The sequence below is a fragment of the Vibrio sp. SSH13-20 genome, from assembly GCF_040104475.1.
Lineage (GTDB): Bacteria > Pseudomonadota > Gammaproteobacteria > Enterobacterales > Vibrionaceae > Vibrio > Vibrio harveyi.
Genome location: NZ_JBECOU010000038.1, coordinates 1 through 1,242, shown reverse-complemented (window position 1 = coordinate 1,242; position 1,242 = coordinate 1). Strand labels below are relative to the sequence as shown.

At 40.6% G+C, this 1,242-nt stretch carries 1 protein-coding gene; it reads right to left on the bottom strand.

Going from position 1 to position 1,242, the window contains the following annotated elements; translation table 11 throughout:
- Positions 1-243 precede the first annotated feature (243 nt).
- Complete coding sequence (locus ABMY42_RS26315; RefSeq protein WP_050907877.1) at positions 244-549, bottom strand: hypothetical protein; 306 nt, start codon at positions 547-549, stop codon at positions 244-246.
- Between the last annotated feature and the right edge of the window lie 693 nt (positions 550-1,242).

Here is a 1,242-nt window from a genome sequence, read left to right as displayed (position 1 = left end):
TTTTCCACTCAAGTAAAGTATAAGATTCTTCAGGAAGAACTATCCGGACTTCGTTTTCTTTCAGTGCTTTATCTTTATTCCTGCCAAATATTTTACCGAACATAAAACTCCTCCTAGAACATAACGCCCTGTTAAGGTGTGAGCAACGCAATACCGAAGCCACCGCATACTACCTTAAACACCAAACGCAACGCATAGCAAAAATGCCAAGCGTTGCGAATCGCTCTTAAACAGATTGTTATGTTATTTCCAGGTCACAGGAAGCCCGTGATTAACACATAAGTCACACAACCAATTTGATAAACTAGGCTGTTGTTTAAAATTTAGAGCATTTCCATCTTTGTCTTCCAACAAAATTTCATTGGAATCGTATGCCTTCACTGTAAGAGTCTCGGTATTTTTTCCAATAGTTATTGAAGCATTTGTTGCGTTTACACTCAGCAGATAAGTAACATCACCTTTTTCCGCTGATAGAGTTATTGGCTCTTGATTGTTTTCACATCCAGCCAATAATGCCAACCCAAACAAAACACTTATTACCTTTTTCATTTAATTTCCTCATTAACATAACGCCTTGCTAAGGTGTGAGTAACGCAATACAAAAGCTACCGCACAGCGCCCTAATCACCATAAGCCACCGCTAAGTAAAAATGCCACGCGTTACGAATCACTCTTAAGCAATTTGTTAGTACATGCGCTACTTCTATTTGTGCACTCCAAGATATTGAAAACTGGCATGATATGAAAGGCTTTGAACACTGAAGTGAGACGGGCAGCTACAAAACTTTACCGCCATTGAGAGACGAGAGTCGGCTAGAAGAAAAACGCACTGAACTGCCCTGCTTTTACTGACTTCAAATTAGAAAAGGATTATTTCCTCGTACTTCAACAGCCACACCAAAAGTAGTCAAGGTTCTCTCAAAAGCCACCACGAAAATGAAGAAGCGCCAAAGAAATAGGCTAAGAGTTAGAAACCGTAAACGGTGAAATCAAAGCGAACACTTCGCATATAGTGCCACCGGAAAGAACGTGAAAGGCACTAACTGAAAGATGTAAACACGAGCGCTAAAACAGATAAACACCAAAGCTTATGACCTTTAATGCCAAACCCGTACTAACGCCCTGTTAAGGTGTGAGCAACGCAATACCAAGCCACTGCATACCACCTTAAACACTAAACACAACGCATAGCAAAAATGCCAAGCGTTGCGAATCGCTCTTAAACAGTTTGTTATACGCGTG